General features: G+C 67.3%; 22 protein-coding genes. 17 read left to right on the forward strand and 5 right to left on the reverse strand.

Going from position 1 to position 23,943, the window contains the following annotated elements:
* Positions 1-254: 254 nt before the first annotated feature.
* A complete protein-coding gene (locus C1877_RS08525; protein ID WP_015539080.1) occupies positions 255-1,049 on the reverse strand; it encodes a 4Fe-4S dicluster domain-containing protein in 795 nt (264 codons plus the stop codon).
* 292 nt (positions 1,050-1,341) lie between these two features.
* Here C1877_RS08525 and C1877_RS15735 point away from each other — a divergent pair, with 292 nt between their 5' ends.
* From C1877_RS15735 to C1877_RS08535, 3 genes are all read left to right on the forward strand, one after another.
* On the forward strand, positions 1,342-1,773 hold the full coding sequence (locus C1877_RS15735; protein ID WP_015539079.1) for a DNA-3-methyladenine glycosylase family protein: 432 nt from the start codon (positions 1,342-1,344) through the stop codon (positions 1,771-1,773).
* Complete coding sequence (locus tag C1877_RS15740; protein WP_244909829.1) at positions 1,770-2,042, forward strand: DNA glycosylase family protein; 273 nt, start codon at positions 1,770-1,772, stop codon at positions 2,040-2,042. The genes C1877_RS15735 and C1877_RS15740 overlap by 4 nt, the downstream gene beginning before the upstream one ends.
* Positions 2,043-2,587: 545 nt before the next feature.
* Positions 2,588-3,382, forward strand: a complete 795-nt coding sequence (locus C1877_RS08535; protein ID WP_015539077.1) for a ZIP family metal transporter — start codon at positions 2,588-2,590, stop codon at positions 3,380-3,382.
* A gap of 425 nt (positions 3,383-3,807) precedes the next feature.
* Here C1877_RS08535 and C1877_RS15345 read toward each other — a convergent pair whose 3' ends face one another.
* The gene (locus C1877_RS15345) at positions 3,808-3,972 is read right to left on the reverse strand and encodes a hypothetical protein (RefSeq protein WP_015539076.1); all 165 of its coding nucleotides are present in this window, start codon (positions 3,970-3,972) and stop codon (positions 3,808-3,810) included.
* 340 nt (positions 3,973-4,312) lie between these two features.
* Between C1877_RS15345 and C1877_RS08540 the strand changes: the two genes are divergently transcribed.
* From C1877_RS08540 to leuB, 6 genes are all read left to right on the forward strand, one after another.
* Entirely contained in the window at positions 4,313-5,485 is a 1,173-nt protein-coding gene (locus C1877_RS08540) for an iron-containing alcohol dehydrogenase (RefSeq protein ID WP_015539075.1), read from the forward strand.
* Between the two features lie 317 nt (positions 5,486-5,802).
* Complete coding sequence (locus tag C1877_RS08545) at positions 5,803-6,708, forward strand: peptidoglycan-binding domain-containing protein (protein WP_015539074.1); 906 nt, start codon at positions 5,803-5,805, stop codon at positions 6,706-6,708.
* Between the two features lie 186 nt (positions 6,709-6,894).
* The gene (locus C1877_RS08550) at positions 6,895-7,359 is read left to right on the forward strand and encodes a hypothetical protein (RefSeq protein ID WP_041240072.1); all 465 of its coding nucleotides are present in this window, start codon (positions 6,895-6,897) and stop codon (positions 7,357-7,359) included.
* 173 nt (positions 7,360-7,532) lie between these two features.
* Positions 7,533-8,801 carry a 3-isopropylmalate dehydratase large subunit gene (leuC, locus tag C1877_RS08555; RefSeq protein ID WP_041239088.1) on the forward strand — a complete coding sequence of 423 codons (1,269 nt, stop codon included), beginning with the start codon at positions 7,533-7,535 and terminating at the stop codon, positions 8,799-8,801.
* 14 nt (positions 8,802-8,815) lie between these two features.
* Positions 8,816-9,313 carry a 3-isopropylmalate dehydratase small subunit gene (locus C1877_RS08560; RefSeq protein ID WP_015539072.1) on the forward strand — a complete coding sequence of 166 codons (498 nt, stop codon included), beginning with the start codon at positions 8,816-8,818 and terminating at the stop codon, positions 9,311-9,313.
* Positions 9,314-9,317: 4 nt separating this feature from the next.
* Complete coding sequence (gene leuB / locus C1877_RS08565; RefSeq protein ID WP_114568951.1) at positions 9,318-10,427, forward strand: 3-isopropylmalate dehydrogenase; 1,110 nt, start codon at positions 9,318-9,320, stop codon at positions 10,425-10,427.
* Between the two features lie 161 nt (positions 10,428-10,588).
* Here leuB and C1877_RS08570 read toward each other — a convergent pair whose 3' ends face one another.
* Positions 10,589-11,563 (reverse strand): CPBP family intramembrane glutamic endopeptidase, encoded by a 975-nt coding sequence (locus C1877_RS08570; protein WP_114568952.1) that lies wholly within the window; start codon positions 11,561-11,563, stop codon positions 10,589-10,591.
* A 166-nt stretch (positions 11,564-11,729) separates the two neighbouring features.
* On the opposite strand from C1877_RS08570, the gene C1877_RS08575 reads away from it, so the two are divergent.
* Genes C1877_RS08575 through C1877_RS08595 form a run of 5 tightly spaced genes read left to right on the forward strand, consistent with a single transcriptional unit; the run spans position 11,730 to position 16,119 of the window.
* Positions 11,730-12,479 (forward strand): ABC transporter ATP-binding protein, encoded by a 750-nt coding sequence (locus C1877_RS08575; RefSeq protein WP_041239080.1) that lies wholly within the window; start codon positions 11,730-11,732, stop codon positions 12,477-12,479.
* A gap of 12 nt (positions 12,480-12,491) precedes the next feature.
* Complete coding sequence (locus C1877_RS08580; protein WP_015539071.1) at positions 12,492-14,081, forward strand: putative ABC transporter permease subunit; 1,590 nt, start codon at positions 12,492-12,494, stop codon at positions 14,079-14,081.
* A 51-nt stretch (positions 14,082-14,132) separates the two neighbouring features.
* Positions 14,133-14,468 carry a DUF1648 domain-containing protein gene (locus C1877_RS08585; protein ID WP_015539070.1) on the forward strand — a complete coding sequence of 112 codons (336 nt, stop codon included), beginning with the start codon at positions 14,133-14,135 and terminating at the stop codon, positions 14,466-14,468.
* 9 nt (positions 14,469-14,477) lie between these two features.
* The gene (locus C1877_RS08590; protein WP_244909830.1) at positions 14,478-14,987 is read left to right on the forward strand and encodes a GntR family transcriptional regulator; all 510 of its coding nucleotides are present in this window, start codon (positions 14,478-14,480) and stop codon (positions 14,985-14,987) included.
* A 7-nt stretch (positions 14,988-14,994) separates the two neighbouring features.
* Positions 14,995-16,119 carry a DUF1648 domain-containing protein gene (locus C1877_RS08595; protein ID WP_015539069.1) on the forward strand — a complete coding sequence of 375 codons (1,125 nt, stop codon included), beginning with the start codon at positions 14,995-14,997 and terminating at the stop codon, positions 16,117-16,119.
* A gap of 51 nt (positions 16,120-16,170) precedes the next feature.
* Here C1877_RS08595 and C1877_RS08600 read toward each other — a convergent pair whose 3' ends face one another.
* Positions 16,171-18,171 (reverse strand): cation:proton antiporter, encoded by a 2,001-nt coding sequence (locus tag C1877_RS08600; RefSeq protein WP_041239077.1) that lies wholly within the window; start codon positions 18,169-18,171, stop codon positions 16,171-16,173.
* 158 nt (positions 18,172-18,329) lie between these two features.
* On the opposite strand from C1877_RS08600, the gene C1877_RS08605 reads away from it, so the two are divergent.
* Positions 18,330-20,174 (forward strand): ABC-F family ATP-binding cassette domain-containing protein, encoded by a 1,845-nt coding sequence (locus C1877_RS08605; protein ID WP_015539067.1) that lies wholly within the window; start codon positions 18,330-18,332, stop codon positions 20,172-20,174.
* A 50-nt stretch (positions 20,175-20,224) separates the two neighbouring features.
* Here C1877_RS08605 and C1877_RS08610 read toward each other — a convergent pair whose 3' ends face one another.
* Complete coding sequence (locus C1877_RS08610; protein ID WP_015539066.1) at positions 20,225-21,379, reverse strand: helix-turn-helix domain-containing protein; 1,155 nt, start codon at positions 21,377-21,379, stop codon at positions 20,225-20,227.
* A 335-nt stretch (positions 21,380-21,714) separates the two neighbouring features.
* On the opposite strand from C1877_RS08610, the gene C1877_RS08615 reads away from it, so the two are divergent.
* Both C1877_RS08615 and C1877_RS08620 read left to right on the forward strand, forming a co-directional pair.
* Positions 21,715-22,902: a winged helix DNA-binding domain-containing protein gene (locus tag C1877_RS08615; RefSeq protein ID WP_114568953.1), complete on the forward strand. Its 1,188-nt coding sequence runs from the start codon at positions 21,715-21,717 to the stop codon at positions 22,900-22,902.
* 233 nt (positions 22,903-23,135) lie between these two features.
* The gene (locus tag C1877_RS08620; protein WP_015539064.1) at positions 23,136-23,927 is read left to right on the forward strand and encodes an HAD family hydrolase; all 792 of its coding nucleotides are present in this window, start codon (positions 23,136-23,138) and stop codon (positions 23,925-23,927) included.
* The last annotated feature ends 16 nt before the right edge of the window (positions 23,928-23,943 follow it).

Consider the following 23,943-nt stretch of genomic DNA (forward strand, 5'->3'; position numbering starts at 1 on the left):
AGGGCCGCGTGCGCAAGATCGACCGCCACAAGCGGATGGCCTACCTCCGCTTCGACGAAGGGGGCGAGGGCGACTGCGTGCTGCAGGCCGCCCTGAACGTCCCGGTGAAGAACTAGCACGACCCCGGGTTGCCACGAGGTTGCGAGAACCTTCTACGCGCAGGGCGCGAAACCCCCGAGGTTTTTGAGCCGTCCCTTGTGCTCCCGTCAGCCGTATGCAGAAAGAGCCCTCGCGGCCGGTACCTGGCCGGCCGTCTACAGGAACAGCTCCGGCTCCTTGCGCTCCAGGCAGTTGCCCTCGAGCATGGCCACGATGGCTGCCGCCTGCTCGCCCTCGAAGCGCTTCGCGTCCTGCGGGCAGCCCTTGACGCAGGCGTTGCACTGCAGGCAGCCGTCCGCCACCTGGGCGGGGTCGTCGGCATCGATGATGCCCATGGGGCACAGCTTCACGCAGATGCCGCACTTCGTGCAGGCGTCCGTGGTCGCGGGGCGCGCGCCCGTGTCGGGCATGCCGTCGCGGTAGGGGCGGTTGCCCTTGATGGCGGGCGTTTCGGTCGCGCCCTGCTCGATGAGGGCGGCCACGTCGTGCCCGAACTGCGCGGCCACGGCCAGATCGTCCGCGTCGGGGCGGCCGGCGCCCACGCGCGGCGCCATGGAGTGCTCGCCGATGAACGCGCCGGCGGCGATGACCTTGAAGCCGCGCTCGCCCAGCAGGTCGGCGGCCTCCAGCAGCGCATCGTCGTAGTGGCGGTTGCCGTACACGCCCACGACCACGGCCTTCGCCCCGTCGCCCTCGAACTGGTCGATGCAGTCTATGAGCACGGCGGGAACGCGCCCGCTGTACACGGGGAAGGCGAACAGGAACACGTCGTTCTCCTGGCCGCCGGCGCGCACGGGGCGGCTCTTCGGCTTCGTCAGGTTGATGGCGATGCTCGTGAGGTCGCGGTCCGCCGCGATGGCGTCGGCCACCTCGTAGGCGATCTTCTGGGTCGCCTTCGTCGGGCTGAAGTACACGTTGTAGATCGAGTTGCGAACCGGATGGTCCTTCATGATTTCCCCCTCATATGCCTCTCTGCCTTTGCTGCTGTCGGCGCAGCTGCCTTGCGGGCCTGCTGCGCTGCGTGTCCGATGGTACCCCTTTCGGCGCTGTCTGGCTATGGTGGGCGCGGCGTTTTGCCCGGCGACTCCGTCTCTGCGCATTGCGCGGGCCCTGTCGGTGCGCTCCGCGCGCCTTCGCGGGCGCCTTGAGCGCCGGGCCGGTTATACTGGTGCCGAAGGCGGGACCCGGCGAGGTCTGCGCGCCCTCGGCGCCGATGCGCCGGTCACGGCGGAGAGGAACCCCATGGGAGAGCAGCGTTATTTCGAATACGACGAGCAGGCGATAGCCTACCTGAAGGCGCGCGATGCGCGGCTGGCCGAGGCTATCGATGCTATCGGGCCGGTGCGCCGCGAGGTGACGCCCGACCTGTTCGCGGCGCTGGTCAACTGCATCGTGGGGCAGCAGATATCCACGAAGGCGCAGGTTACCGTCTGGAAGCGCCTGACCGACGCGTTCGGCGACGTGACGCCCGGGGCCCTGGCCGCCTGCCCCGACGACGAGCTGCAGCAGTTCGGGCTGTCGTTTCGGAAGGTGGGCTACATAAAAGGCGCGGCCGAGCGCGTGCTGGCCGGCGAGCTGGACCTGGAGGAGCTGGCCGACCTGCCCGACGACGAGGTGTGCCGCCGCCTGTCGGCGCTGCCGGGCATCGGCGTATGGACGGCCGAGAGCTCATGACGTTCTCGATGCAGCGGCCCGACATCATGAGCTACGGCGACCTGGCCATCCAGCGGGGCCTGCGCATGCTGCACCACCATCGCCGCATCACGCCCGAGCTGTTCGCGAAGTACCGCCGCCGCTACTCGCCGCATGGCTCCGTGGCGAGCCTCTACCTGTGGGAGATCGCCGGGGGCGCCGTTGCCGGCCTGCGCGACTGGGCGCCGAAGGGCGGCGAGGCGAAGCGACCGCGGCCGGGCGGGGCGAAAGGCGGGCCGCGGGGGGACTAAACGGGCGGTTGACGATCGTAACGGTTTCATTGCTCACGTGCACAAAAGAAGCCGAAAGGGTTCAGTTTGCAGGGAAAAGAGCCTATAATCGGGCTTGTCCGACAGTAGAACCAAACGCAATGGTAAACGGAAAAAGACTATCTTCGCCAAGTACAGTCTCGTGATGATTGCGGCGCCGCAGAGCGGCAGGGCTTGTGGGTGAGCTACGTTGAGGATACGCCAAGCACGCTGTCGGCATTCCTTTCGATGAGGCCGGGGTTTCCCCGGCCTCATTGTGCTCACCTTCGGCCAGCCGCTCGCGACGCCTGCGTTCGAGCCGAGCCGCCCTGCGGCGCTCGTTCACCCGGTTGTTTCCGCGACCGGTCGAGGCCGCGAGGAGCCGGCACTGCTCCCGAGGCGCCGCAGCCTGCGGGGCAACTCGGTAACGCCGGGAAAACGTGGGCGGTTAATCCGACGAAAAGGCTTACACTTGGTGCCTCTAAGATGAAGCCGCCGGCCGTTGCGCTCGAGCGGGGGCCGGTTGACGATACGATGGGAGGGCGCTCATGCAAACCGCGCTTCTCTGGGCTGCGTCGGGCACCGGGTTCACGTTCTTGATGACCACGCTGGGCGCGGCCTCGGTGTTCCTGTTCCGCAAGCGCAACAGCATGGCCATCCAGCGCGCGTTTCTGGGGTTCGCGGCCGGCGTCATGATCGCGGCCTCGGTGTGGTCGCTGCTCATCCCCGCCATCGAGCGCGCCGAGGAGGCGGGCCAGGTGGGCTGGATACCCGCGGCGGGCGGGTTCGTCATCGGCGTGGCGTTCCTCATGGTGCTGCACCAGCTGCTGCCGCATCTGCATCCGGGCGAGAGCAAGCCGGAGGGCCTGCCGAGCAAGTGGGAGCGGCCCACGCTGCTGTTCACGGCCGTGACGCTGCACAACATCCCCGAGGGCATGAGCGTGGGCCTGCTGTTCGCCATGGCCGCGCAGAACGGAGGCGATCCGGGCATGTTCGGCATGGCGGTGGCGCTGGCCATCGGCATCGGCATCCAGAACATACCGGAGGGTGCCGCCGTGGCGCTTCCCATGCTGCAAGAGGGCATGAGCGCGCCGAAGGCGTTCGGGCTGGGGGCGCTGTCGGGCCTGGCCGAGCCGGTGTTCGGCATCCTGGTGGTGCTGTTCGCGGGCCTTATCTCGCCGTACATGCCGTGGATGCTGGCATTCTCGGCCGGCGCCATGATGTACGTGGTGGTGGAGGAGCTGATCCCCGAGGCGCACCTGGGCGAGCATTCGAACGTGGGTACGCTGGGCGTCATGGCGGGGTTTTTGGTCATGATGGTGCTGGACGTGGCGCTGGGATGACAGAATGGCGGGCCTCCTGACGGCTGCGATGCACCCGCGCCTGTGCTCCTAGCAGTGAGGGGCGCGGCACGGCAGGGGCCAAATATATAAGCTATAGAGCCATGGACAAAAACACGCCCTAATCTATAGATTCCATCCCTTGTCCGGCCATATTGAAGAAGACCTTTCCGGAAACTGCTGGTGAGAGTTGCGTAATTCAAATTATCCAATTACAAGGATAAAGAAAAGACGGTGTTTTTGTCCAAGGGAGTGTTGGAAGTGTTTGCCTTCGCCAGGGAATGCGGTTGCGGAATACCTCCTTGTGGAGAACCGCTATAAGTGACAATTACTTCTTTCGCGCGGCGGTTGCGTTTGCTATAATGCAGGCGAGCCGCAGGGAGCTGCTAACTCCCCACGGCTCTCGGATCGTCTTGGCGGTTCGGATGTTATGTGCTGTGCCCCGGATCGTCCTTGTCGGACGACCGGGGCAAATCTTTCGACACGAGCTTGACGACAAGCCCGGCCGCCCCGAGCAGCACGTTCAACAGCGCAACGTGCAGCCCGAGAACCTGCAAGATCGCTCCGGTAAGGGCAAGCAGCATATCATCCATAGAGGGTCACCCCCCCCCCTTCCAAAATCGGAAATGGGTGTGAGGGGTGTCGGTCCTCCCCGCCTGGACGAATCCGTGCGGCTATCTTAGCTCCGCAACCTTGCCGCTCGACCGCAATTCGAACGTTGCGGTACCGCGCCGACCTTGCGCGTTCCTTGCATTCCGGCCGTGCGAACCTTGCGGGGATCTTGCGACGTTCCAGCACCTCCCTTGCGTATTTTCGCCGCCTCCGCTTGCAGCCGCCGCCCGGCCCGGCATCCGGCGAACGTGGCGCATGCGGGGGCGGGGGAGCGGTATACTGGTTGGCCAACGACGAAGGCTTGCGGAAAGGACTGCTGCCATGGAGGATTTCGAGTTCGTATCGCCCACGCATTTCGTGTTCGGCCGCGGGGTGGAGGAGCAGGTGGGTGCGAAGCTGGCCGAGCGCGCCGCGCGCCGCGCCCTCGTGCACTTCGGCGGGCAGAGCGCGGTGAAGAGCGGCCTCATCGACCGCGTGAAGGCGTCGCTCGACGCGGCCGGCATCGAGCACGTGGAGCTGGGCGGCGTGCGGCCGAACCCGGAGATCGGCCTTGCGCGCGAGGGCATCGCTCTGTGCAAGGAGCACGGCATCGACTGGGTGCTGGCCGTGGGCGGCGGTTCGGTCATCGACTCGGCGAAGGCCATCGCCGTGGGCGCGCACTACGACGGCGACGTTTGGGACTTCTTCGAGACGAAGCAGCAGACGGACGACGTGCTGCCCATCGCCGTGGTGCTCACCATCCCGGCCGCCGGCAGCGAGGCATCGAAGAACACCGTGATGAGCAACGACGAGCTGGGCCTGAAGTCGGGCTATCCGAACAACGCGCAGCGCCCGAAGCTCGCGTTCATGAATCCCGAGCTCACGTTCACGCTGCCGGAGTACCAGACGGCGGCCGGCCTCACCGACATGTTCTGCCACCTGCTGGAGCGGTTCTTCGACGACGTGGGCGCCGTGCCCGTGACGGACAACCTGTGCCTGTCGCTCATGAAGACGGTGCGTGCCGAGGCGCCGCGCGTCATGGTTGAGCCGGACAACTACGACGCGCGCGCGAACGTCATGTGGGCGGGCATGCTCTGCCACCAGGGGCTCGCGGGCGTCGGCCGCCACGAGGACTGGGCCACGCACGGCCTGGAGCACGAGCTTTCCGCCCTGAACCCGGGCATCACGCACGGCGCGGGCCTGGCCGTGATGTTCCCCGCGTGGATGGAGTTCGTCTACGACGCGAACCCGTCGCGCTTCGCCCACTACGGCCGCGAGGTGTTCGGCCTGGCGCCCACCGGCGACGTGGAAGCCGACGCGCTGTCGGCCATCGACGAGACGCGCGGCTTCTTCGCCTCGCTCGGCATGCCGGTGACGCTCGACGAGCTGGGCGTGGGCGAGGACGACATCGAGCGCATGATTCCCACCCTCAAGGAGAACAAAGGCGAGCCCTTCGGCAGCTACAAGAAGCTCACCATGGACGACGCGAGAGAAATCTACCGGATCGCGCTTTAGGGTTCCGTCGGCCTGCCGGCCGCCGGAACGACTCGACGCTGCGAAGCCCCCTGGCACCCGATCTTGCCGCGATCCCGGAGGTTCGCGTACCGCAGTACGCTTCACCTCCGCGATCCCGCCAATCTCGGGTGCCAGGGGGCTCCTCGCTGACTTACTACGCCAACCTGCGCGGCCGTTATGCGCCCTCCGGGCGCATGGGCGGGTCGCTTCGCTCCCGCCCGGTCAACTTGGGGGTGGATGCCGTCGCTTGCGTGCCGCTCTGTTCCTTTGGTGAAACCCCCAGCGTGGATGCCGGGGGGAGGGCGGCCTGCGGTACCATGACCCCCATGGAAACCATCAAGCGACATGACACGGGTGCTGCCGTCGAGGACGTGCAGCAGCGCCTGGCCACCATCGGGTTGCTCGACCAGGCCGCCATCGACGGCGCGTTCGGCGAGCAGACTGCCGCCGCCGTGCGGGCGTTCTGCATCCAGGCGGGCCTGCCTGCGGGCGAGGACGTCACCGGCAAGGTGTGGTCGGCGCTCGTGGACGCCTCGTACTTCCTGGGCGACCGCACGCTGTACCTGCGCATGCCCCATTTCCACGGCCATGACGTGGAGGAGCTGCAGCAGGCGCTCGGCGCGCTGGGCTTCGCCTGCGGGGCGAACGACGGCATCTTCGGCGCGTACACGGAGCTGGCGCTGCGCAAGTTCCAGCTGAACCTGGGTCTGCCGTCCGACGGGATCGCCGGCGCGTACACCTACGCGGCCATCCGCAACCTCCACCATTCGTGGGAGGGCAAAGAGGCCGTGCACGAGGCCGTTCACCTGGGCTTCGCGCGTGCGGCCGACGTGCTGGAGAGCAATGCGCTCTGCCTGTTCGGCACGCATGAGTTCACGCGCAGCGTGGCGTCGCGCATGTCGAACCTCGCGCTGGCCACGAGCCCCGCATCGAAGATCGTGAGCGCCGACTCGCTTTTGGTGAAGCCCGACCAGGAGATGCTGCTCGTGCACATCGTGCTGGCCGAGGAGGCTACGGCCGAGGCCGTGCCGCGCGTGAGCTTCGACGACGAGGCCACGCTGCCCCTGCGCCTGGAGACGGCCATCGGCGTGGCCGATGCCGCCGCCTCGTCGCGCATCGCCGTGGAGCTGCCCGGCACCATGTGGGAGGATGCCGGCGAGGGACGCTCCGCCCAGCACTTCGCCATCACCCTGCTTGACGCCCTCTGCTCCGCGCTCTCGTAGGTTTCGTCGGCCTGCCGGCCGCCGGAACGCTGCTGGTGCGGTGGCCTGGCAGCGCTGTCTCGTGCTCCTACACCAGAGGGAGTAGCCAACGTGTCAGTTCGATGACGGATTTGCCGGTCGAAGCGGGGGTGCGCTAGGAGGCTTTTATACTTGCTGGCAAGCAACTTCGATGAAAGCAGGTTCATTATGGCCGATGATACGAACAACACCGATCAGGGCATCCCCACGCCTCCCGCATGCGATGCTCCCGAGCCGGTTCCTCCCGCGCAGCCGCAGCAGCCGCCGACGGGCCAGCAGATGCCGCCGCAGCAGCAGCCCTACCAGGCCCCGCAGCCGGGGTATCAGCCGCAGCCGCAGCCGATGTACATGCCGGCGCCGCTCATGCAGCTCACCGGCGGCATGAAGTTCGGCTGGTTCGTGGTGGGCGCCCTCATGGGCATCCCGGGCATCGTCATCTCGTGGCTTGTGAACGTGGACAAGCTGCCGCAGGTGAAGAGCGAGGCCCTGAAGTGGACCATCATCGGCTTCGTGGTGTGGATCGTGCTGGGAATCCTCATCAGCCTGGCGATAGGCGGCATGATCACGGCATTGGTTGCGGGGGCCATGGGCTCGGCCGGTTACTATGGCTACGACTACCACGGCTCCTGGTAGGCCGGCCTGACGGGCGCCGTCGCGGCGAAACATGGAAAATCGCTTCACAACGAAGAGCCCTTCGGGGCTCTTCTCTTTTGCGTGGTAAAGCGAGTGCTACAATGGTGGGCGTTTTCCACCTGCCCGCGCCTCCGCGCGGGTTCGCACGGCCCACCGCAACCAAGGAGCAGCCCATGCCACGTCCCATGACCATGGCGGAGAAGATCCTCGCCGCCCATGCGGGGCTCGACGAAGTGGAGCCGGGTCAGCTGATCGAATGCGATCTCGACCTCGTGCTGTCCAACGACGTCACCGCCCCCATCGCCGTCAAAGAGTTCCGCAAGATCGGCGTCGAGAAGGTGTTCGATCCCGAGAAGATCGCCCTCGTTCCCGACCATTACGTCCCCAACAAGGACATCAAGAGCGCCGAGCAGGCCAAGATCGTGCGCGACTTCGCGCGCGAGCAGGGCATCACCCACTACTACGAGGTGGGCTGCATGGGCGTCGAGCACGCGCTGCTTCCCGAGCAGGGCGTCGTCGGCGCGGGCGACCTCATCATTGGCGCGGACAGCCATACCTGCACGTACGGCGCGCTGGGCGCGTTCGCCACGGGCGTGGGCTCCACCGACGCCGGCGTGGGCTACGCCACCGGCAAGGCGTGGTTCAAGGTGCCCGAGTCTCTGCTGTTCAAGATCGAGGGCGAGCTCGCCCCCGGCGTCACCGGCAAGGACGTCATCCTGCACATCATCGGCATGATCGGCGTGGACGGCGCGCTCTACCAGGCCATGGAGTTCACCGGCAGCGCCATCCGCACCATGGGCATGGACGAGCGCATGAGCATCTCGAACATGGCCATCGAGGCGGGCGGCAAGGCCGGCCTCATCGAGGTCGACGACGTGACGCGTGCCTACATGGACGGCCGCACCGAGCGCCCCTACACCGAGTACCACTCCGATCCGGACGCGATGTACGCGAAGGTGTACGAGATCGACGCCGCCTCCATCGTGCCCACCGTGTCGTTCCCGCATCTGCCGTCGAACACGCGCCCGGCCGCCGAAGCCCGCGACATCAAGATCGACCAGGCCGTCATCGGCTCCTGCACGAACGGCCGCATCGTCGACATGCGCCAGGCCGCCGACGTGCTGCGCGGGCGGAAGATCCATCCCGACGTGCGCTGCATCGTGATCCCCGCCACGCAGGCGGTGTACCGTCAGTGCATGGAGGAGGGCCTCATGGACGTGTTCCTCGATGCGAACTGCGCCGTGTCCACGCCCACGTGCGGGCCGTGCCTCGGCGGCTACATGGGCATCCTCGCCGCGGGCGAGCGCGCCATCGCCACCACGAACCGCAACTTCGTCGGCCGCATGGGCGATCCCACGAGCGAGGTCTACCTGTCCTCGCCGGCCATCGCCGCGGCAAGCGCCGTGCTCGGCCACATCGGCCTGCCGGAAGACTTGGACTAGGAGGGACTGCGACCATGCAATTCAAAGGAACCGCGCACCGCTACGGGCGCGACATCGATACCGACGTCATCATCCCGGCCCGCTACCTGACCACGTCCGATCCGGCCGAGCTCGCGAAGCACTGCCTGGAGGACCTCGACACGTCGTTCATCGAACGCGTGCAGCCGGGCGACATCATCGTGGCCGACGAGAACTTCGGCTGCGGCTCGTCGCGCGAGCACGCGCCCATCGCCATCAAGGCGGCCGGCGTCGACGTGGTCGTCGCCAAGAGCTTCGCGCGCATCTTCTACCGCAACTCCATCAACACCGGCCTCGCCATCATGGAATGCCCCGAGGCGGTGGACGCCATCAGCCAGGGCGACGTGGTGAGCGTGGACGCCGACGCGGGCGTCATCGTGGACGAGACGACGGGCCAGACCTTCCAGGCGCAGCCCTTCCCCCCGTTCATCAAGGAGATCATCGAAGCCGGCGGCCTCATCAACCGCACGCGTCAGAAGCTGGGCGAGGAGTAGAACCATGGCCAAAACCTACAACATCTGCCTGCTTCCCGGCGACGGCATCGGCCCCGAGATCATCGCCGAGGGGTGCAAGGTGCTGGACGCCGTGGGCGCGAAGTACGACACGGCGTTCTCCTGCACCGAGGCGCTGCTGGGCGGGTGCGCCATCGACGCGACGGGCACCGCGCTGCCGGACGAGACGCTGCGCGCGGCCGAAGCCTCCGACGCGGTGCTGCTGGCGGCCGTCGGCGGCCCGAAGTGGGACACCACCGATCCTGCGAAGCCGCGCCCCGAACAGGGCCTGCTCGGCATCCGCAAGGCGCTCGGCCTGTACACGAACCTGCGTCCCGTGCAGATTTTCGCCGCGCTGGCCGATGCGTCCACGCTCAAGCCCGAGATCGTGGACGGCGTGGACATGATGATCGTGCGCGAGCTGACCGGCGGTTTGTACTTCGGCCGTCGCGAGCGCTTCTACGACGAGGAAGGCTGCGGCATGGACGGCGCCGCCGGCCAGCGCGCCTACGACACGCTCGAGTACCGCGAGTACGAGGTCGAGCGCATCGCGCGTCAAGCCTTCGAAGCCGCGCGCAAGCGCCGCAACAAGGTGACGAGCGTTGACAAGGCCAACGTGCTGGAGACCAGCCGCATGTGGCGCGAGATCGTGCACCGCGTCCACGACGAGGAGTACGCCGACGTGGAGCTCGAGGACCTGCTCGTGGACAACACGGCCATGCAGCTCATCAACCGCCCGGCCGACTTCGACGTCGTGGTGACCGAGAACATGTTCGGCGACATCCTCTCCGACGAGGCGGCCCAGATCACGGGCTCGCTCGGCATGCTGGCCAGCGCCAGCCTCGGCGACGGCACGGCGCTCTACGAGCCCAGCCACGGCAGCGCGCCCGACATCGCGGGGCAGGGCATCGCGAACCCGCTCGCGCAGATCCTGTCCGTCGAGATGATGCTGCGCTACAGCTTCGACATGCAGGATGCGGCCGACGACGTCCGCCGCGCGGTGACCGCCGTCCTCGACGAGGGCTGGCGCACCGGCGACATCAAGGGCCCCGACACCCCGGCCGACAAGGTGGTCGGCACCGTGGCCATGGGCGACCTCGTGGTGGAGTGCCTGTAGAAAAAAGGCGGCCCGGCGGATCGGCAGGTCCGGCGGTACAGCAGGCACGGACAGGGCGGGGCCCGATCTGGCGGCAGATCGGGCCCCGTTTTCCGTTATGCGGGTCGGATGTTTCGTCGGATGTTTCACGTGAAACATCCGTTCGTGTGCTAGCCGCTGGGCTACTCCTTAGGAGCGCGGGTCAGGTCGGTCTTCGTCACGTCGTCGGGGAGGCCCGCCTTCGGCATGTCGAGCGTGCCCGCCTTCTCGCGGCGATGCAGGTCGCGCAGCATGAAGGCCGCCACGACGATGAAGGCGCTGCCGCCGACGACGCCGACGGGCAGGGGGCCCACGAACGGATTGCCGCCCGTCACCGAGAACAGCAGCGCCGCGCTCACGAACCCGTTGATCGCCCCGTGGCCGATGGCCGCCGCCAGGCAGCTGCCCGTGCGCACGGTGACGTACGTGAGGAAGATGCCGACGACGACGCAGAACAGGCACATGGCCGCGATGCCGCCGAGGGGCCAGGTGGGATAGCCGGTGCCGTAGTTATGCCCGATGACGGTGAGCGGCGCGTGCCAGAGTCCCCAGATGACGCCCGTGATCAGCAGCGTGGGGACGATGCGCAGATGCGTGGACACCTTCGGCACGAGGTAGCCGCGCCAGCCCCATTCCTCGCCGAACGTCGTGAAGATGTTGAGCACGGGCGCCAGGAAGACGGCGAACGGCAGCTGTGCGAGCAGCATCATGGTGACGGTGTCGGCGGGCAGCTCCGAGCCGGTCGTCGCCGCTTGCTGCTGCGTCGAGGCGACGAAGGCGCTCATGGAGGGGTCGAAGTCCTGGGGGAACACGAGGAAGTACACGGCCGCCCCGATGACGGACAGGATGGCCGGCCCGAACCAGGCAACCGCGAACCACGGCAGAGACTTCTTGACCCCGCGCGGTTTGATGACGCTGTTCTTGAATCCCTCCCGCGTGACGAGGCGCGTGACGAGCACGCCGATGGCGGGGAAGAACATGGCCGCCCCGGTGATGAACTGCGTGGCGACCGGCGGGATGCCGGTGAGCGCCCCCGACGACGCCGGATACACCACTCCGAACTCATATGCCCACGTTAGGGCAAAGGTGACTGCCAGAAAAATCGCTATGCGCTTCATGGTCGTGCTCCTTCTCTCCTCATCTCCCGATGTTTCACGTGAAACATCGGTTCGCGCAAACAAATGTTTCACGTGAAACATCGGGACCCGTTTGTGATTCCTCCTTGCGTTCTTGTTCCATTTGTTATAGCATAAATATAACAAACAGGCAAGGAAAGGAAGCGACATGGCATCTCCGGTATTGTCAGTCAACCATGTAGTGAAGACGTTCGGCGCGAAGCGCGCGGTGGACGACGCGACCCTCGACGTTATGCCGGGGGACATCTTCGGCTTCGTCGGCCATAACGGCGCGGGCAAGACGACGCTCATCCGCTCCATCGTGGGCGTGACGGGTTTCGACGAGGGCGACATCCGCATCGCCGGGCAATCGGTGCGCACCGACGCGCTCGCCTGCAAGCGCGTCACGGCCTACGTGCCCGACAACCCCGACATCTACGAGTTCCTCACGGGCATCCAGTACTTGAACTACCTCTCCGACATCTTCGAGGTGCCGGCCGACGTGCGCGAGGCCCGCATCCGCCAGTTCGCCGACCGCCTGGGGCTCACCTCGGCGCTCGGCGACCTCGTGTCCTCGTACTCGCACGGCATGCGGCAGAAGCTCGTGCTCATCGGCGCGCTCGTGCACGAGCCGACGCTGCTCGTGCTTGACGAGCCCTTCGTCGGCCTCGACCCCGAGGCGTCCTTCCAGGTGAAGGAGATGCTCCGCGAGCTGGCCGACGGCGGGTCGGCCGTGTTCTTCTCGAGCCACGTGCTGGAAGTGGTGGAGAAGCTGTGCGACAAGGTGGCCATCATCAAGCAAGGGCAGCTGCGGGCGTGCGGGCGCACGGCCGAGGTCGTGGGCGACGAGAGCCTGGAAGACGTGTTCCTCGACATGATAGACCGCGGCGCGACGGCGTCGGCCGCGGGCGCACGATAGGGGGCGGCGAGCATGCGTTCGTTCATCCTTCTTCTGAAAATCCAGCTGCTAGGGCTGTTCGGCATCAACAAGACGCTGCACGCCGATCCGGCGAAGGCGAGGCGCACCCTGGCGCTTGCGGCGTTGGCCGTGGCCGCCATCGTGCTGTTCGCCGCGGCGTACTCGTCGGGCGTCGCGCAGGCGCTCGTGGAGATGGGGCTGCCCGAAGCCGTGCTGCTCGTCGCGGTGCTCGTGGGCGCCGTCGCCGGTGCGGTGGCGGCGTTCCTCAAGACGAACGGCGTGCTGTTCGGCTTCAAGGACTACGACCTGGTGATGTCGCTGCCGGTGCCCACCTCGTCGGTGGTGCTCTCGCGCATCGCGTCGCTGTACGCTATGAGCTTGGCGTTCGGCCTGCTGGCGATGGTTCCGGCGTTCGCCGTGTACGCGGCGAACGCGAGCGTGACCGCGGTCGGCGTCGCGTGCATGGCGCTTTCGGCGGTGCTGGCCCCGCTGCTTCCGCTGGCCGCGGCCATCGTGCTGGCGGTGCTCATCGCGGCGGTGTCGGCGCGCTTCAAGCATGCGAACGTCGTGGTGATCGTGCTCACCCTGGCGGCCATGCTTGCCGCGGTGTTCGGTTCGCTGGCGTTCTCGTCGCAGGCCGACGACATGGCGGCCATGACGGTGCTCGGCACCGAGCTCGTGTCCCAGCTGGCAGCCGTGTTCCCTCCGGCGGCGTGGGCGACGGCCGGCATCGTAAAGGGCGATCTCGCGGCGTTTTTGGCGTTCGCCGCCGTGAACCTCGTGGCGGCGGGTGCGGTGCTCGCGCTCGTCGTGCGCCTGTTCGTGCCGGTGAACTCGCTGCTCATGTCGTCGCGCCCGCGCGGGACGTTCTCCTTCGACGGCAAGGGCGCTGCGGCGGCGAAGGCTGGCTCCCCGCTGCGCGCGCTCATGGCGAAGGAGGCGCGCCTTCTCGTGGCCACGCCCATCTACTTCATGAACGCCTGCATCGGGTACGTGCTCGTGCTGGTGGCGGCTATCGCCGTGGCGGCGGGGACGCTCACGGGCGCGCTGTCGCTCGACCTGCTGCCGCCCGAGCTGGTTCCCGTCATCGGGCTCGTGCTTCCGTGGGGCCTGGCGTTCTTCTGCAGCATCTCGTCCACTACGGCCGCGTCGGTGTCGCTCGAGGGTTCTTCGCGCTGGCTCATGCTGACGGCGCCCGTTCCCGCTTCGACCGTCCTGTGGTCGAAAGCGGCGGTGAACCTGGCCATCGGCCTGCCGTTTCTGCTGGTGTCTGCTGTGCTCGTGGCGGTTTCGCTGCCGCTCGACGCGCTGTCCGTCGCAGCGTTGTTCGCGGTGCCGTCGGCATCGTGCTTGCTGGCCACGAGCTTGGGGCTGGCGCTGGACGCGCGCCGTCCGCGCTACGACTGGACGACCGTGTACGAGCCGGTGAAGCGCGGCATGCCGGTACTCGTGGTGGTCTTCGCCGGCATGGGCCTGGTGGCGGCGGGCATGGCTGCGGCCTTGTTCCTGGGGCAGGCGGGATCGCTGCTGGCGGCGTGCGCGGTGGCTGCGGCGTCGGTCGCGCTCTACCGCAGCACGGCGAAGCGGGGGCTTTCCGCGTAAATCGGGGCGGGAAGCGAAAGCATCATCGGACGGCGAACGAAAGGCGGTATCATGGGAGCAAGAGAGAACGGGACGCGTCGCAACCGGGGCACGGTGCTCGAAGGACGGAGCGGGCTCGTGGCGGCGATCGTGCTGGGAGGTGCGGCGGTCGCGTTGGCCGCGGCCCAGTGGGTGCTGCTGCCTGACCAGGTGGCGACGCATTTCGGCATCACGGGAGAGGTGAACGGCTGGTCGCCGAAGTGGTTCCCCGTCCTCCTTTCGGGAGGCTTGGGGCTGTTCGGCTCGGTGTGGCTGGGCGTCTCGCGCGAGAAGCTGGGGCTGCTGTTGGCCGTCATCGGCGTGTTGATCGGGGTCATCGACCTCGCGGTGAACGGGTTGATGATGTAGCGAAGGAGGATGCTCGTGATCGTCCGCATAGACCAGAAGTCGGAAGAGCCGCTGTACCTGCAGATTCGCAGCCAGATTATCGCGGCCATCGCGCGCGGCGAGCTGGTTCCCGGAACCGCGCTGCCGTCCGTGCGGTCGCTCGCCAGCGATTTGGGGATCAACCTGCATACGGTGAACAAGGCGTACGCGGTGCTGCGCGACGAGGGCTACGTGCTCATGCGTGGCCGCAGCGGCGCCTACATCGCCGACCCGTGCGAGGAAGACCGCGCCGATCGTGCGCAGATCGAGTTGGCGAAGATGGAGGACGCCCTGTTCGAGCTGGCCTTGGCGCATCGCGCCCGCGGTGGGTCGCGCGGCGAGTTCCTGGAGTGCGCGAGCGCCCAGGCCGCCCGCGCCTACGCCGCCCTCGAGCGCGCCGATGCCGACTCTGTGCCATCCACCCAGGCTGCGCGGGCGGCCGGAGCCGGCAGGCTTCCCATCGAGGCCGGCTTCGCCCCTGCTTGCGGAAAGGACGCGTGACGCGCCCATGGAGGGAAACGCAACCGAGTTCGCTGCGACGATGCTCGCCTTCACCGTCGCGCTCGTCCCCTTGACGGGCATCATGACCATCGTAACGCCGTTCCTCATGAGGCGCGGCGAGGTGTTCGCCGTCACCGTGCCCGACACGGCGGCGCACGACCCCTACCTGCGTCGACTCAAGCGGCGTTACGCCCTGCTCATGGCCACGCTCACCGCCGTCCTCACCGCGGTAGGCGCTTTTGGGGCGTTCACGGGCGATGCCGGTTTGGCGTTGGCCGTGCTGTGCGTGGGCATGCTGCTGCTGTGCATCGGGAGCTACGGCCTCATGCTGTATTTCCGGTCAAAGGTGCGGTCCTACAAGAAGGAGCAGGGTTGGCAGGCCAGCGCACGGGAGTCGGTGGCCGTGGTGGGCGACGCGCCCGTGCCGCGCGCGGTCTCGCTCAAGTGGAACCTGCTGTACCTGCCCGTCATTGCCGTGACGCTGGCCATCGGCGCCGTTGGGTACGCGCAGATGCCCGACTTGATCCCGCAGCACATGAACTTTCAGGGCGAGGTGACGGAGTACATGGAGAAAACCCCGTTCACCATACTCGTTCCTGCGCTCATCGTGGCGTTCGTAGCGGCCTGCATGGCGTTTGCGCACTGGACCATCCTGCGCTCGAAGAGGCCGTCGAACCCATCCGCACCTGCCACCTCGGCGCTGGCCTACGGCATGTTCGCCCGTGCCCAGAGCATCTTGCTGGTGGCAGGCGGCCTGGCTCTCAGCGTGTTGGGTCCCGTCATGGAGCTGTCGTTTATCGGCGTGATAGGGTTGGAGCAGGCAGGCGTGTTCGTGGTGGCCTTGGCGCTGGTGATAGTGGTGGGCTCCATCGTTGTCAGCCTGGTTTACGGTCAGGGGGGCTCTCGCGTGTTCTCGCGCATGGCCGCTTCCGAAAGGCTGCTGGCCGACGATGACGAACATTGGAAGCTGGGTGTGTTCTACTACAATCCCGACGACGCCAGCCTGTTTCTACCCGAGCGCTTCGGCATCGGTTGGACCATGAACTGGGCCCGTCCTGCCGTCTGGGCCATCATGCTCGCCGGCCTCGTGCTGACGGTGGCGTTCGTCGCGGCAGTGATGACGCTGATGTAGGAAGCGGGACGGGGCGTTTGGCCGGGGAGGGCGGCGCTCCGTCCGGCGCTCCTACAAATTGTCTTCCAGGTCCATCTGCATGAGGGCCACGTTCTCGCGCAGGCGCTTGTACGAGGCGCGGGGCAGCGATCCGTCCTCGTAGCTTGACTGGATGGCCTCGAGCTCGAGCCGCAGGCCCGCGCGCTTGATGTCCGCCGCCTTGTCCACCGAGGTGGCGAGCGCGGTGATGGAAGGGTTCGCGGCGCGTGCCGTCTGCACGAGGCGCTGGTATTCCAGCAAGAGCGCGCTCAAATGCTCGGCAGGCTCCTCGGACGTCGGGGAGGCCAGCTCCGCCTGCAACTTCTCAATGACGTGCTCGTTGCTGCGCACGCGGAGGTCGCGCTCGGCCAGGACGCGCTCGGTAAGGTCGTCGCCGGGCAGCGCCTCAACGAGCCGGTGCCAGCCCGCATGCGCGAGCGTGCGCAGGCGCAGGTAGACGATCTGCAGCGATATGCGGTCGGCATGGTGCTTCAGCAGGTTCTCCGTGCGCGAGAGGCGCTTGAGGTACCGGTATCCTGCCAGCTCGTCGACCTCCTCGCGCTCCAGCAGGTCGAGCACGAAGTCGTGTTCCCATCGGTTCGCCCGAAGGCGCAGCGGGGTCATGGACTCGTTCGTCACGTCGCCCTTGTTCTTCAAATGCGCGATGCGCTCGTTGTAGGCGCGTATGACCATCTGGGTGGCAGCGCGGTTCTCGCTGGTCTGGCGCGCGGCCAGCTCTTCCACCACCGAGCGGAGCATCTCGATGCTGGCCTGCTCCTCGTCGAACCGCTCCACGTCTTCGGGCTCCTTCTTCGGGGCTATGAGCGGCACCACGAAGGTGGCCAGCAGCATGGTGACCACGATCACGCCGCACGCCAGGAACAGCAGCAGCTCACGTTGGGGGATGGAGAAGGGGATGGTGAACGCCACGGCCAGCGTGATGGTGCCCTTCGGCCCGGCCAGGGTCATGATGGCCGTGGACCGCAGCTCGTCGAGGGTCATGCGGCCGGTGCGCTGCCGGTGGAGCCGTTCCATGGCGAACACCCACACGAAGCGGACGGCGAGCATGAGCGCCGTGATGCCCAGGATGTAGCCGATGAGCACGCCGTTGTCGATGGTGACGTTCTCCCAGGTGCGCTGCATGGCGCGGGGGAGCTGCGTGCCCAGGAGCACGAAGACGATGCCGTTGAGGGCGAAGGCCAGCACGCGCCAGACGCTCGTCGACACGATGTTCATGCGCGACACGGACGGCCCGATGGTGCGCGGCGACACGACGTTCAGGATGCCGGCCGCCACTACGGCGATGATGCCGCTCGTGCCCAGGGCGTTGGCCACGAGGTACACGATGAACGGCACGAACACCTCGAACAGCACGTGGAACGTCGTGTTCTCGAGCCCCCACGACCGCACGCGCCGCACGATGAAGTTGCCCAGGTAGCCCAGCGCCACGCCCACGAGGATGCCGCCCAGGAAGGCGAAGAAGAAGTTCGCGGTGGCGCCAACGAGCGAGAACGTGCCCGTGACGGCGGCGGCGATGGCGAACTGGAACGACACGATGCCCGAGGCGTCGTTGATGATGGACTCGCTTTCCAGGATGTTGCGGGACCGCGCGGGAATCTTCACCTGCTTGGCCAGCGAGGCCACCGACACGGCGTCCGTCGGCCCGAGCGCCGCGCCCAGGGCGAACGCCGCGGCCAGCGGGATGGAGGGCACCAGCCATTTGACGGCGAATCCCACGATGAGCGCCGAGGCGATGACCAGCCCCACGGCCAGCGACAGCACGGGGCGCTTGTTCTCCCAGAGCGCCTGCTTGTTGAGGTTCTTGGCCTCGTCGTACAGAAGCGGGGCTATGAGCAGGACCAGGAACAGGTTCGGGTCGAGGTCGATGTTGATCTGCGTGCCCATCACCACGGCGATGGCCAGGCCCAGCCCGATCTGGATGAGGGGTGACGACACCTTGGGCACGAGCTGGTCGATGACGGACGAGAGCAGCACCGTTGCCAGCATCAGCAGGGAGAGTTCGAGGAGTTCCACGAAAACGCCTCCTTCGGAAATGTTCGGGGGCTTGGTCCTATTGTAACGTAACCGTTGGTTGAGGCCGCCGGCGTCCGTGCAGTTTTGCGAATGGGAACGCCGCGCCCGCGCTGTTTCGCTATCATGGGGAGCGAACGTTGGCGAAGAAGGATGGACACATGGCGTTTCTGCTGGGTTGCGAGAAGGTGCGGGTGGAATTCCCCACGAAGACGGTGTTCGACAGCGTGTCGCTGGGCGTGGAGGAGGGCGACCGCATTGGCATCGTGGGCCGCAACGGCGACGGGAAGTCCACGTTGCTCGCCCTGCTGGCCGGCACCCTGGAGCCCGACGACGGGCGCGTGCTGAAGAACGGCACGGTGCACGTGGGCGTGCTGGGGCAGGCCGATGCGCTCGCCGACGACGACACCGTGGAGCGCGCCGTGGTGGGCGATCTGCCCGAGTACCAGTGGGCGGGCGACGCGCGCGTGCGCGACATCATCGCGGGGCTGGCCGCGGACATCCCCTGGGACGCGCGCGTGGGCACGCTCTCGGGCGGGCAGCGGCGGCGGGTGGACCTCGCGCGGCTGCTCATCGGCGACTGGGACGTGCTGGCGCTCGACGAGCCCACGAACCACCTGGACGTGCGCGCCATCACGTGGCTGGCGGGGCACTTGAAGGCGCGCTGGAAGCAGGGCGCGGGCGCGCTTCTGGTGGTGACGCACGACCGCTGGTTCCTCGACGAGGTGTGCACGCGCATGTGGGAGGTGCACGACCGCGTGGTCGACCCGTTCGAGGGCGGGTTCTCGGCCTACATCATGCAGCGCGTGGAGCGCGACCGGCTGGCGGCGCTGGCCGAGCAGAAGCGCCAGAACGACCTGCGCCGGGAGCTGGCCTGGCTCTCGCGCGGGGCGCGGGCGCGCGCGACGAAGCCGAAGTTCCACGTGGCCTTGGCGCAGGAGCTCATCGCCGACGTGCCGCCCCTGCGCAACGAGCTGGAGCTCAAGCGTATGGCCATGGCGCGCCTGGGCAAGCAGGTGGTGGACTTGGAGCACATGACCGTGCGCTTCGACGGCGAGGACGGCCCCGGCCGCACCGTGCTGGACGACGTGGACTGGATCATCGGCCCGGGTGACCGCTACGGCATCGTGGGCGCGAACGGCGCGGGCAAGACCACGCTTCTACGGGTGATCCAGGGTTTGCAGAAGCCGAGCGCCGGTCTGGTGAAGATAGGGAAGACGGTGCGTTTCGCCGTGCTGTCGCAGCACTTGGACGACCTGGCGCGCTTCGGCGACGACCGCGTGCGGCAGGTGGTGGGCCGCTACAGCCGCCGCACGATGCTGGACGGCAAGGAGGTGACGCCCGGCCAGCTGCTGGAGAAGCTGGGCTTCACGCGTGCCGATCTGAACGAGCCGGTAAGCGACCTGTCGGGCGGTCAGAAGCGCCGGCTGGCGCTCATGCTCATCCTGCTGGACGAGCCGAACGTGCTCATCCTCGACGAGCCGGGCAACGACCTGGACACCGACATGCTGGCCTCGGTGGAGGACCTGCTGGACGGCTGGCCGGGCACGCTGCTTTTGGTCACGCACGACCGCTACCTCATGGAGCGCGTGACCGACCACCAGTTCGCCATCTTGGACGGGAAGGTGCGCCACCTGCCGGGAGGCGTGGACGAGTATTTGAGGTTGTCCGACGCTTCCCCCTCTTCCATGGCGGCCGGCAATCCCGCACGTCAACGACCTGCGCATGCCGCCGATTCGGGCTTATCTGGGACAGAAGCATCCCCCGAAAGCTCCCGCCTCTCCGGCGGCGAGATCCGCACGCTGCGCAAGCTCATGCAGTCGAACGAGCGCAAGACGGAGACGCTCAACGGGAGGATCGAGGACGTGCGCGCGCAGATGGCCGCTGCCGATCCCACCGACTTCAGTGCGCTCGGCGACTTCCAAGCCCAGATCAACGACTTGCAAGCGCAGATCGACGCTCTCGAGGAAGAATGGCTTGAAGCCGCCGAGAAGCTAGGAGAGTAGGGCGCTGCGGGCGCCGAACCCGCAGCTGCCCGCGCAAGCGTCCGCTGCGACTACTTCCAGGCCGGCCGGTCGGGACTGCTTTCCTGCTGCTCGGGGCCGCGGGCCCAGGGGTCTTCCTTGGCATCGCTCTGCGCGTACTTCAGCCAGGCGTCCTCCTGCTTGGCCTCGGCTATCCAGTCGTCCGGCGACTTGAAGGCCACGCTGCCCACCAGGCACACGATGCCGCACAGGATACCGCCCACGGCGAACGCGATCCAGCTGACCGCGAACCCGCCCTGGCCCGAGCGTATGGCCTCCTTCAGCGCGAACTTGTCGATGCCGTCCCAGCCGCCGATCTGGTTGAACAGCGGCACGAAGCCCCACACCAGGAACACGATCAAGGCCAGCAGCATGATAACGCCGCAGGCCACGCCCATGATGCGTTCTGCACGCACCTGCTCGGGCGACTTGACCACAGCCGTGGACGGCAAGTCGGCCCCCAGCTCGCGGCGGTGCCCGATGTAGGTGAGCTCGGACAGGTCGTACTTCGACTTCTGCAGGCAGGCCCACATGATGAGGCCCACGCCCAGGGCGATGGTGAGCATGAACGGCAACAGCAGCAGCTCTTCCAGATGTACGCCGCCTACCAGCGCGTAGGCATCGTCGGGCGAAGCACCCACGAGGAAGATCACGGCCAGCAGAATGAGACCCACGCCGCCCGCGATCATGAGGGGGAAGCGGCGGCCGAAGCGGTCCAGCACGTCGGCGGGGTAGCGCGGCTCGATGGAGGGGTTGCGGCGCTTGAACTCGCCGTGGTTGAGCGCACCCATGATGAGCACCATGACCCCCACCACGACGAACGCCAAGAACACGGCCGCCTGGAAGTTGTCGCCGAATACGTCCACCGCCTCGATGACCGACTGCACGCCCACGCCCGCCAAGATAAACGCCACGCCCGCCACCATGGACAGGCTGTGGCGGTTCATGTGGTGGTCGTAGCGCTCGGTATCGCCCTTGTTCGCCACGTGCACGCTGCCGCGCATGAGATCGTCGAGGTTCGTGTGGAACAGGTCGCAGAGCGCCAGCAGCTTGTCCATCTCGGGATAGTTCGTGCCGGCCTCCCATTTGCTGACGGTCTGGCGCGACACGCCCAGCTGCTCGGCAAGGCCCTCCTGTGTCACGCCGTAATGCTGGCGCAGGTAGACGAGGTTGTCGGCGAAGCTCATGATAGGTTCCTTTCGTTATCGGTAAGCATCATACCCGAACGCGACGGTGCCATGGCTGCGATGCGCGAGCTCGCCGGCCGGCTTGCTTGCAGGCGTGCGGAATAGGTCGCCCCGCGTTCTCCCGCCCCTCCGTTTCGGTGCCCCCATAGTGCCGTTGCGGGGCCGCCCGCTCCACCACCTTGAGGGTGCGTTTCGCTTTTTTTCGCGCACGCTGAGGTTGCGGAAGCCAATGATCTGCGGTTTTATATTTCGGCAGGACAAGCGGCATCTGATTTGGTAAGGTGCGTTGGAGTCGCGCGAGCGAGTGCGGGAAGCGGGGGCGAAAGGAGCGTCGCATGGCGGAGCTGGAGCTGGACGCGCGGCAGGTGCGAAACTTCAGGCTGCAGGCGCACCATCTGGACGCGTTCTACGGCCGCGACGACGCGCTCGCGGCGGTGGGCGCCTGTGGCATGCAGAACTCGCCTCCTGGCGCGTGGGAGGCCGCGCTCTTCAACCGCGTGCCCGCGTGCGGGGCGGCTGACCGCGACCGCATGCTGCTGGAGGAGCGGACGCTTCTGCAGGCGTGGAGCTTCCGCGGCGCGCCCATGGTGTTCCCGACGGCCGACGGCGCCGCGTTCCTGTCGGCGCTCGCAGCGGAAGGCGACGAGCCCTGGATATACACGCGCGGCATCGGCCTGGCGCTCGACTTCCTAGGCGTGGGGTTCGACGAGCTGCTTGCCCTGCTTGAGCAGGTCATGCCCCGGCTGGACGGACGGGCGGTGGTAGGCAAGGCGGCGCTCGACCAAACCCTGGCCGCGTGGATGGAGCCGCTGCTGCCTGCGCGGAAGCGCTCCTTGTGGAACGAGCCGTCGATGTACGGCAGCCCCGACAAGCAGACGGTGGGCGGCGCGGCCGTGTCCTTCCTGCTGCGTCCCTGCTCCTTCAAGGGCCTGGTGGTGTTCGGCGCGCGGGAGGGAACGAGCCCTGCGTTCTCATCGTTTCGCACCTGGCTCGGCCGTCCCCTGGAGCCTGATCCGGAGGCGGCTCGCAAGCTGGTGCGGAAGTTCCTCCACTGCTACGGGCCGACCGCGCCCGGTGGGCTGGCCGCGTGGCTGGGATGCTCCGGCGCCCAGGCGCGCCGCTTGTGGAGGGCGGCCTCGGACGAGATGGAGCCGGTGAGGTTTCTGGGCAAGAAAGCGTACGTCCTGTCCGCCGACCGGGAGCGACTGATGGCTTCCGAGCCGCCGCAACGCGAGCTGTTGCTGCTGGCCGCGCACGATCCCTACCTCGACCAGCGCGACCGCGCCGTTCTGCAGCCGGACAAGGCGCTGCAGCGCCGGATATGGCGCACGGTGGCCAATCCGGGCGCCATCGTGCGCCGCGGCGAGGTGGCGGGCACGTGGACCGCCAAGAAGAAGGGGGCCGGCCTTGAAGTGAGGGCGGACTGGTGGGACAACGCCGTCGGCGAGCAGCAGGTGCGCGCCCTCGCCGAGCAGTACGCTGCCTTCCGCGGCCTCGAGCTGGCAGGATTCGAAAGGGGCTGACGCCCAGAGGCGCCCCATGCGAAGCCAGGCCGTGCCGCGGGGCTGCCTGCCGGCTGCCCAGTTGTCGGCTTGTTCAAATTCCTGCAAAGTATCGGTGGAGAGACGGTACGGGGCGGAGGCGGGCCGTACAATGACCGGGAAAGCGGAGGCTGCGGGGCGAACGGCCCGGACGGTGCGGCTCCGCCCGCAGGCCGCCGCCCGCGTGGCCGCACCCCAACGAAGGAGGAGGCATCATGCTCAAGCTCATCGCCAGCGATATGGACGGCACCATGCTCGACGCGAACGAGTGCGTGCCCGACGGCACGTACGAGCTCATCCTGCGCCTGCGGGAGGAGGGCGTGCGGTTCGCGGCCACGTCGGGCCGGCGCTTCGATACGCTGTGCGAGCTGTTCGAGCCCATCGTGGACTGCATGGACTTCGTGGCGTCGAACGGCGCGCAGGTCATCGTGGAGGGAGAGCTGGTCGACCTGGAGGTGTTCTCGCACGCCGCCGTGAAACGGCTGGCGCGCGTGGTGGACCTCTTCGACACCATGCACCTGGCGCTGTTCGACGAGACGCGCAGCTACCTCTTGGATGACGAGGCGCGGTTCGAGCGCGAGGTGGACAAGAACCTGCCGAATCCCGTGCGCGTTTACGCGGTGCCGTCGCCCCAGGTGAGCATCTTGAAGGCCTCGGTGTACTGCGACGAGGACGTCATGGACATGGCCTATATCCTGTCGCGCGAGCTGGACGACGACTTCGTGTTCGCTCCGTCCGGCCGCAAATGGATCGACGTCATGCAGCGCGGCGTGAGCAAGGCCACCGGCGTGAGCCAGGTTCTCGACGCCCACGGCATACGGGCCGACGAGATGATGGCGTTCGGCGACTCCATGAACGACTACGAGATCCTGCGCATGGCCGGCATGAGTGTGGCCATGGGCAACGCGCGCTACGCCATCAAGCAGATAGCCGACCGCGTGATCGGCACGAACGTCGACCAAAGCGTGCAGGCCGAGCTACGGAGGATGCTGGGGGAGCGGGGCTGAGGGAGTGGCGCTGCTC

This window comes from Gordonibacter pamelaeae (assembly GCF_003340385.1).
Classification (GTDB): domain Bacteria; phylum Actinomycetota; class Coriobacteriia; order Coriobacteriales; family Eggerthellaceae; genus Gordonibacter; species Gordonibacter pamelaeae.